This window comes from Aeromonas sp. HMWF016, from assembly GCF_963878195.1.
GTDB lineage: Bacteria > Pseudomonadota > Gammaproteobacteria > Enterobacterales > Aeromonadaceae > Aeromonas > Aeromonas lacus.
The window spans coordinates 85,036-91,846 of sequence record NZ_CAWNWX010000122.1 but is presented as its reverse complement, the minus strand read 5'-3'; the positions used below and the strand labels follow the sequence as shown (position 1 = coordinate 91,846).

Genomic DNA, 6,811 nt, shown 5'->3' with positions numbered 1-6,811 from the left:
CTTTTTCAGCATGAATTTGGCCCGATCGATCCGTACCCAGCTGATGTAATCGGCAAGGCGCATATGGCCCTGCTCGCGAAAAAGGTGCGAGAGGTGGCTGGACGAGACGTTGAAGCGGTGGGCGATGGAGTCGCGGGTGATGGGGCGGTGAAAATTTTCCTGGATATAGATGCAGATCCCGTGGAAGAGATCCGCCCCCCGCGGCCGATCGGTGGCAGAGGCGATCAGCAACTGACGGGCGCTCGACAACAACGCCTGCAGCAAGTGGTCGTCGGTGGGGGAGCGACCGGGATCCTCGGCCAGCACGTTGAGCGCCGCCAGTATGTGTTCGATGACATGGCCCGCTCGCGCCATGATGCTGTGCTTTTGCACATCGAAGAAATCGGGGTCTTCCCGTCGCTTGCTCACCAGACTAAAGCCGAGCTGGCGCTTGCCAAAGAGCAGGCTCAACACCGAGCAGTCGGTGGTCCAGAGCGGCTTGTTCCAGCCGTTGGGGGGAATGTAGAGCGCCTGTCCCGGCAATACGCAGATCTCCCTGACTCCCTCCTCCCGGTCCCAGATCTGGTTGAGATACTCGCCGCTGAACACCAGTTCGAGGCGGGGAAAGTTGACCTGATAGCTGAAACCAGGGGGTACCCCCTGTTCACTGGCAAACCAGATTTGGTCAAATGGAACCTGTTCGCTCAGGGCTCCGTCGAGCAGTTGGCTGAAGATGAGAGACATGGTGATCCTGATCAAGAGAGAGGCAAGCGGTTGCGGCGCGCACGACCGCCCATGTTATAGTCCGGTCCACAGCAGCAATGCCACCCTTTTCTGCACCCGATTTTCTTCAAACTAGACGAGGCGTCCCTTATGAGCAGTAGCGATCTGCCCTCCTTTCTGTTGATGCAAAACCCGATTCAAGGCTATGACTGGGGCAGTCATGACTCCCTCACCACCCTGTTTGGCATTGCCAATCCGGAGGGCAAACCCCAGGCCGAGCTCTGGATGGGCGCCCACCCCAACGGCTGTTCCGACGTGGAGCTGGCGGGCCAGACCCAGAAGCTCTCGACCCTGATCGAGCGCGCCCCCGCCGCCGTGCTGGGTGAGGCCACCCTCGCCCGTTTTGGCAGCCTGCCATTTCTGTTCAAGGTGCTGTGCGCCGAGAAGGCCCTCTCCATTCAGGTGCACCCGAGCAAGGCTCAGGCCGAAGCGGGCTTTGCCAAGGAAGAGGCTGCCGGCATCGATGCCAAGGCAGCCAATCGCAACTACAAGGACCCGAACCACAAGCCCGAGCTGGTGTTTGCCCTCACCCCCTATCAGGCGATGAACGGTTTTCGCGCCATCCCGGCCATTCTGGCGCTGTTCGAGCGGGTCAATCTGCCGGCCATCGCCGAGCTGACCGCAGCCCTTGCCGCCAGCCAGAATGAAGCGGGCCTGCAGCACTTCTTCCACCAGCTGCTGGTACTGGAAGGGACGCGCAAGGAGGAGGCGCTGGCAGGCCTGCTGACCTATGCCGCCGCCCATCAGGATGAAGAGACCTTTGCCCTCATCACCAGTCTGGCAGCCCAGTATCCGGGTGATGTGGGACTCTTCTCGCCGCTGCTGCTGAACGTAGTGACCCTCCAACCCGGTCAGGCGATGTTCCTCGATGCCTGCACCCCGCACGCCTATGTACGCGGCACCGGCCTCGAGATCATGGCCAACTCGGACAACGTGCTGCGTGCCGGGCTCACCCCCAAATACATCGATGTGGCCGAGCTGCTCGCCTGCACCCGCTGCTTGCCCAAGCCGGACGACCAGATCCTGCTTGCTCCCCATGTTGAAGGGGCGGTGCAGCACTTCGAGGTACCGGTACCTGACTTCACCTTCAGCGTCTATCCTGCGGGCGAGCACCAGCTCACCACCGCCAGCGCCGAGATCCTGTTTGCCATCGATGCAACCGTGCTCCTCAAGCGCGGCGATGAGACGCTGCGTCTCGAGAAGGGCCAGTCCGCCTTTATCCCGGCCGCCACCGGCAGCTACCAGCTGCTGGCAGAAGGGCGAGTCGCTCGCGCCGGCAACCGCAGCTAAGGCGCAAGCACCATTGTCGGATCAACAGAAGGGCCATCATCGATGGCCCTTTTTCTTTAAAATCAGTTCGTTGTGCTATTTGCTACCGAACGGTTGTATCCATTCTGGCGCCCTTTTTGCGGCCAAAATTCTTGATGTGCGGCATAAATTCACCACATTCCTCTTTCGCTGCGCCCCTCGTTGACTATGATGCCCGTTTAACGACCACCTTTTTCCGGAGACTGCCATGACCCTTTCACGTCAACCGGCGCAGGTCAGGCCCCCCCCCATGAAAGCCAACACTGCACTCCCGCTTCTGCTGCTGGGACTGCTGGGCAACCCGGTTTATGCCGCTTGCGATGACGGCGTTGCCATCAAGCATGCCAAGGCGTTCTGGGAGCATCACCGGAACTTCTATTACGCCGATCCGGCCAGGATCAAAGAGTTGCTGACCCCGGACTTTTTCAGCGTGCTGAGCCGCGAGGCCGAGTGCAACGCCGATGGGGAGGTGTGCGCCATTGATGCCGATCCCTGGACCAACGCGCAGGATGGCGATGTGGTCGAACCCATCACCTTCAGGGTGACCAGCAGCAACGACAGCACGGTGGCCGTGACCATGCACTACCGTCTGGCGATGACAGATACCCGGCAAGAGCCGCAGGAGGTCACCCTCCCGCTGCAAAAATCGGGCGATCAACGCTGCTTTTTGCTCGACGACTTTATCCCCCCGGGCGAAGGTTCCCTGAAAAAACAGTTGCAGCAGTGGCAATTGCAAAATGATGGCGGGCAGCAATAAATAGCCCCCGAAGGATAGTGGGGTAAGGCCAGCGCTCCCGACGCTCAATGGAAAGGGGTAGATATTCCCTATCCCTCACACAACACATATGAACTATTTGGCAAACCGCTCAGCCTTTCGGCATGCCTCTCATCTGCTTACTCTCTTTTGGTGGCTCTGCTCCGCCTTCGCGCCTTGAACATCACACTAAACTCAACCTTGCACATCTTTCCACTGGCCGTCTCAGTGCTTGATTAACTCCTGGTTCAGAGTGCTCACTCTGCAGGAGGAAAAATATTCATCGTCCGTTCCAGCAGGAATGATATCCGGATTATCTGGATAATATGATGAGAGAAAAATAATGGTGCACTCGTTATCCCTTTTATTTGTCGGTTCCAATAAGAACCAAAAATGACATAGAGATAGCTCACCGATACTTTTTTTCATGCCATTTCATAGATGTAGTCATATGTGATTCTGGTACAACCACGAAGCAACCCAAAGTGAAATGAAAGGGTTCTCTTTTGATTTACCAAAACCTGCTCGCCGTCATTTTAGTTAGCAGATAAATAGCGTCAAATGGACATGATTAGCCAACGGCTCGCAGCAATACAAAAAACACTAATCCATTGAATTTCAATATAAAAAACCAACACATCCTGATAACTACGACCACGCTGGATTTAAAAATAAAAAGTGATTCGACAAAAATAATTAGATGGTTATATCAATAATGAAAATGACTAGTGATGGTTCTGATATTTATTTTTGGCATGTCAGCCAAACACGGTTGATGTCAGGAAATGAACATTTCATTTCCCTTGTGATTAAACTCGCTTTTATTTGATTTATTTTTAAGGTATCACATCCTGTGGTCGATATAAAAATTTCACATATCGATTTCCTTGAAAAATGATAGATACAAGAGGCTATATGCTGACAAAAATGACAATAGGGAAAAAGCTGATAATGGCGTTTACTACTCTCGCATTGCTGATGCTGGGGTTTGCCTGGTTTGCCACTGCGCAACTATCCAATATTTACCGTGATGCCAGCGAGGTCACTGACAATATTGTCCCCTCCATCCGGGCATCCAGCCAGATGCATGTGGCCTTGCTGGATGCTCGCCGTGCCGAGCTGAACATGGTGATCGATGCACTGGGTAAGGATTCCGCCTCCCTCAGCAACAGCACACAGAATTTCGAGGTGGCAAAAAACCAGTTCACTGCCGCCGAACAACGGTATGGATCTATGCCTTTTGTCTCGGAACGAGATCGCAATATCTTCGCCGACCTGCAGGCTGCTGCAGCCAAATACTTCTCCGTCCATGACAACCTGCAAACGGCCATCGTACAGGGCGACATGGCTCGGGTGCAGTCGTTGATCAAAAATGAGTCCCGCACAGCACTTGAACAGGCCGGACAGGATGGTCTGGAACTACGCAAGGAGAACGATCGGGTCGCCAATCAACTGACCAAGCAGAGTGAGACGTCCTATGAGCGAGCCAAACTGCTGAGCACTACGGTCGGTGCGCTAACCCTGCTGTTCGTGATTATTGTGGCCTGGCTGCTGATCCGGCAGATCCGCAATCCGGTGATGACCCTGCTGGAGCAGACCCGCCAGGTGGCGGCAGGCAACCTCACCAACCAGCTCGATATGAAATGCTTCTCCCATGACGAGCTGGGCAAACTGGCTCAGGGATTCAACGAGATGCAATCCAATCTTCGCATGCTGGTCAACGAGGTCTCTGGCTCGGTAGTGCAGTTGGGAGCGGCAGCCGAAGAGATCAGCGCGGTGGCACTGCAATCGGCCAACAACATGGGGGCACAGCAGCATGAGCTCAATCAGCTGGCCACCGCCATGAACGAGATGCAGGCCACGGTACAGGAGGTTGCCCGCAACACCAACGATGCAGCCAGCGCAGCGACTTCCGCCAGCGACACTGCCGCACAGGGCAGCGAGACCGTCAATGACTCCATCGGCAGGATCGAAAAAGTGGCTACCGCCATCGAAGAGACTGCTCTGGTTATCCGTCAGCTGGGTGATGACAGCCGAAATATCGGCATGGTGCTTGAAGTGATCCAGGGGATTGCCGAGCAGACCAATCTGCTGGCACTGAATGCAGCAATCGAAGCCGCACGGGCAGGTGAACAGGGTCGTGGTTTCGCCGTGGTCGCCGATGAAGTACGCACTCTGGCCAAACGCACCCAGGACTCCACCTCCCAGATCAATCGCATCATCTCCGAACTGCAGCAGCGCGCCAACGAAGCGGGCGTCACCATGCAACAGAGTCAGGATATGATGACGGAGACGGTTCATACAGCCCGCGAGGCGGGTGCCGCCATTGGCGAGATCAGCAGCTCGGTCAATAGCATTTCCCATATGAATATCCAGATCGCCACGGCAACCGAAGAGCAGGGAGCTGTCAGCGAGGAGCTCAACCGCAACGTGGTCAATATCAGCAACGCCTCGGAAGAGGTCGCCACCGGAGCCAAACAAATGGCTCAGGCTTGCAACGACCTCAACCTGCTGGCGAGCCAGCTGCAGGATGTGGTGCGCAAGTTCCGGATCTGACGACCACTCCCTGAGGGCAAGTCAATCTGACGCGTTCCCCAAATAAACAACCCCGCAGCGTACAAGCGCTGCGGGGTTGCGTTATTACGCAGAGTTGCCGATAGCAAAACCGGACTGTGGCTCTTATCGGCTCACACGATAAATTGAGTGGTTACCCTACCTCTTCTTCCTGATAGTCACCGGAGCGCTCCTGCTGCAGTGCATCGACTCTCGCCTGCCACTTGTTGTGGGCTTGCTGCTGTAGCTGACGCTCCAGCTCCTGGCGCATGGTGTCGACCTCTTGGTCTAGTTTTTCCATCAGAATATCTCCTTGCTTTAGCGAGTCACACATGTTGAACGCGACTCAGGGCTGACGGCACTTGGCCAATGTATCACCTGTTTCGACAACCGGAACCCGCCAACTGCCCAATCAAATAAACGATTGCTTTTACCTGAACCAATCGAATATTTGGGCTGGTCATCACTCTTTCCTCCTCCCTTCGCCCCTCACTCTCGTCACTACATTGCTCAGCGTGCTCCTCACCCAAAGCCTGTTTTTTGCCGCCCTCTTCACATTTTTTGTGGCTGTACCACTCACACAAATCTCCATCTGCAGGATTGCAAGAATGGCGTAACCCAAACAGAGATTAATAATGAGCAGTAAATCAACTTATTGTTTATAAAGGATTTTACTTATTTTCTATGGTTAAACCTAACGATGTGCAAATTGCGAGCAGGGTCACAGGGCGGAGGATGTCACACAAAAATCCAGTAAACGGCACATTTGTCCGATTTCGACGAAGGGGCAACGGGAGAACAATATTCCAGTCAACCCAATCCCCACCCAGCGAGCTCAGGAACGGAGCCAGGAGAGTGCAATGTTACCCACCATAACCAACGGCAGACTTATCTGTCTGGAGCTGAAGGCCACCAGCAAGGAGGCCCTGTTCGACGAGATGGCACAGATGCTGGCGCGCGATGGCGCCGTGTCTGATCAACAGCAGTTCGTCAAAGATGTCTGGGCCCGTGAGCAGCTGGACTGCACCGGCTTCGAGCAAGGTGTCGCCCTGCCCCATGCCAAGAGCAAGGCCGTCAGCCGCCCTGCCATTGCCATCGGTGTCAGCCGCCAAGGTATCGAGTACGGCGCCGAAGATGGCAAGCCGACCCAGCTGATCTTCATGATCGCCTCCCCGGATGGCGGCGCCAACCACCACATCGAAGTGTTGGCCGAGCTCTCTACCCGTCTGCTGGAACCCGGTTTTATCGAGCAGATGAAAGCGGCCACTACCGTTGAGCAAGCGCTGACCCTGCTCCAACAAGGCCCGAGCGTTGCAAAACCGGCCCCGACCGCCAAACCGGCGGCCACTGCACCGGCTGAACCCACCGAGCGCACCTTCAAGGATCGCCTCAACACCATGAAGCAGCACCTGCTGTTTGGTACCTCCCACATGA

The 6,811-nt window shown here is 55.6% G+C and carries 6 protein-coding genes; 4 read left to right on the top strand and 2 right to left on the bottom strand.

The features are described from left to right. Positions 1–723: helix-turn-helix transcriptional regulator (locus AACS24_RS21120; protein ID WP_258223018.1), on the bottom strand; the 723-nt coding region annotated here is incomplete at its 3' end. A gap of 129 nt (positions 724–852) precedes the next feature. On the opposite strand from AACS24_RS21120, the gene manA reads away from it, so the two are divergent. The 3 genes from manA (at position 853) to AACS24_RS21105 (ending at position 5,380) form a co-directional block, all read left to right on the top strand. Then, on the top strand, positions 853–2,052 hold the full coding sequence (gene manA, locus AACS24_RS21115; protein ID WP_108571907.1) for a mannose-6-phosphate isomerase, class I: 1,200 nt from the start codon (positions 853–855) through the stop codon (positions 2,050–2,052). 226 nt (positions 2,053–2,278) lie between these two features. After that, complete coding sequence (locus tag AACS24_RS21110; protein WP_258223017.1) at positions 2,279–2,827, top strand: hypothetical protein; 549 nt, start codon at positions 2,279–2,281, stop codon at positions 2,825–2,827. A 912-nt stretch (positions 2,828–3,739) separates the two neighbouring features. Continuing rightward, entirely contained in the window at positions 3,740–5,380 is a 1,641-nt protein-coding gene (locus tag AACS24_RS21105) for a methyl-accepting chemotaxis protein (protein WP_108571905.1), read from the top strand. Between the two features lie 151 nt (positions 5,381–5,531). On the opposite strand, the gene AACS24_RS21100 is transcribed toward AACS24_RS21105, so the two are convergent. Continuing rightward, positions 5,532–5,678, bottom strand: a complete 147-nt coding sequence (locus tag AACS24_RS21100; protein ID WP_165791294.1) for a hypothetical protein — start codon at positions 5,676–5,678, stop codon at positions 5,532–5,534. A 559-nt stretch (positions 5,679–6,237) separates the two neighbouring features. Here AACS24_RS21100 and AACS24_RS22045 point away from each other — a divergent pair. Beyond that, the coding region (locus tag AACS24_RS22045; protein ID WP_258223016.1) for a PTS sugar transporter subunit IIA at positions 6,238–6,811 on the top strand (574 nt) is incomplete at its 3' end.